The sequence below is a fragment of the Brachybacterium sp. Marseille-Q7125 genome (genome assembly GCF_023062615.1).
In the GTDB taxonomy this organism is placed as follows: domain Bacteria; phylum Actinomycetota; class Actinomycetes; order Actinomycetales; family Dermabacteraceae; genus Brachybacterium.
On the sequence record NZ_JALLAL010000125.1, the window covers coordinates 1 to 1,297 of the forward strand.

The following is a 1,297-nucleotide window of genomic DNA, read 5'->3' on the forward strand; positions in this document are numbered from 1 at the left end:
GGGTTATAGGACAAAATGTGTGTACGGAGAGGCCGCTTTCCTCGTCCTGACCTGCGGGGATAGTGGGTTGCACATGCTCTGAGAGCATGTGCGATGGGTGTTGCTTCCAATCGGCCGTGTTGTGGTGTATGCGGTCTCAAGCTCGTCAAGAGCGGTGTGACCAGTGCGGGACGGACGCGTTGGCGATGTCGCTCGTGCGGGGCGTCCACCACGCGGCAGCGCGAGGACGTCACCCGCCGCGCGGACCTTGCCGCGTTCCTGGCCTGGCTGCTGGGGTCTGCACCCCAAGGAGCCACGCCCACCTTGGGCAGAGCGTTTCGTCGGCGAACAGCCTGGTGCTGGAACGTCGAAGTGCCCCGCCCGCCGGTCACCGGGGAGATCCATGACGTGGTGGTGCTGGATGGCACCTACTTCCAGCACTGGGGTCTGCTGATCGCGACCAACGGCAAGGACGTCATCGACTGGCAGTGGTGCGACCGGGAAAAAGCGATCGCGTGGCTGCAGATCCTGCAGCGCCACCCAGCCCCGGCACTGGTCGTCATCGACGGCGGTACGGGCCTGAAAAAAGCGATCGACCAAGCCTGGCCCGACACGCGCGTGCAACGCTGCTACTTCCACATCTACCAGGCACTACGGCGCCACCTCACGCTCTCACCCCGCCTCCCGGCCGGGAAGGAACTGCTCGCCCTGACACGAGCACTGATGCGCGTGGAGGATCTCGATCAGGCCGCGGCGTGGCTGGGCGAGTACGTCGCCTGGGAAGCACGCTGGGACGGGTTCCTGCGCCATCGCTCCTACGCCAGCAAACACTATGAGCGCCCCGCCGGAGTCCGCCCAGACCGCCCCTGGTGGTACACCCACCGCAGGCTCCGCTCCGCCCGCAGCCTGCTACGCCACCTGATCCGCTCCCGCACGCTGTTCACCTGGCTAGACCCCGAACTGCCCCAGCGGAAGCCACCCTGGCCGCGCACGACCTCCTCGCTCGAAGGCGGCCCCAACCGGGCCCTGAAGGAATTGTTCTCCCGCCACCGCGGCCTACCCGACGAGCACGCCCGCCGGGCAGCGGAATGGAAGCTCAACAGCCTCTCCATCGCCCCCTACAACCCCTGGGACCTCGCCCGCCCCGAGCACTGGAACCCAGCACCCCCACGACCCGCGACCACACCCGAGGCAGACCCGAAACCCCAGCTCGGAACCCACTTCTCACCCGAAGACGGCAACAGCATCCGCCACGGCTGGGCCGGCCGACACCAGCCATGACACGCCCGGGCCATACACACATTTTGTCCTATAACCC

1 protein-coding gene is annotated in these 1,297 nt (G+C 66.9%); it reads left to right on the plus strand.

Features of this window, described 5'->3' with window-relative positions; all coding sequences use genetic code 11:
- Window positions 1–93 precede the first annotated feature (93 nt).
- Window positions 94–1,260 (plus strand): IS1249 family transposase, encoded by a 1,167-nt coding sequence (locus MU407_RS13995; protein WP_246958404.1) that lies wholly within the window; start codon window positions 94–96, stop codon window positions 1,258–1,260.
- Window positions 1,261–1,297 lie beyond the last annotated feature (37 nt).

What these genes read in the sequence shown, in the direction of transcription:
- MU407_RS13995 (WP_246958404.1), top strand. Translation starts at nt 94, where the DNA reads ATGGGTGTTGCTTCCAATCGGCCGTGTTGTGGTGTATGCGGTCTCAAG.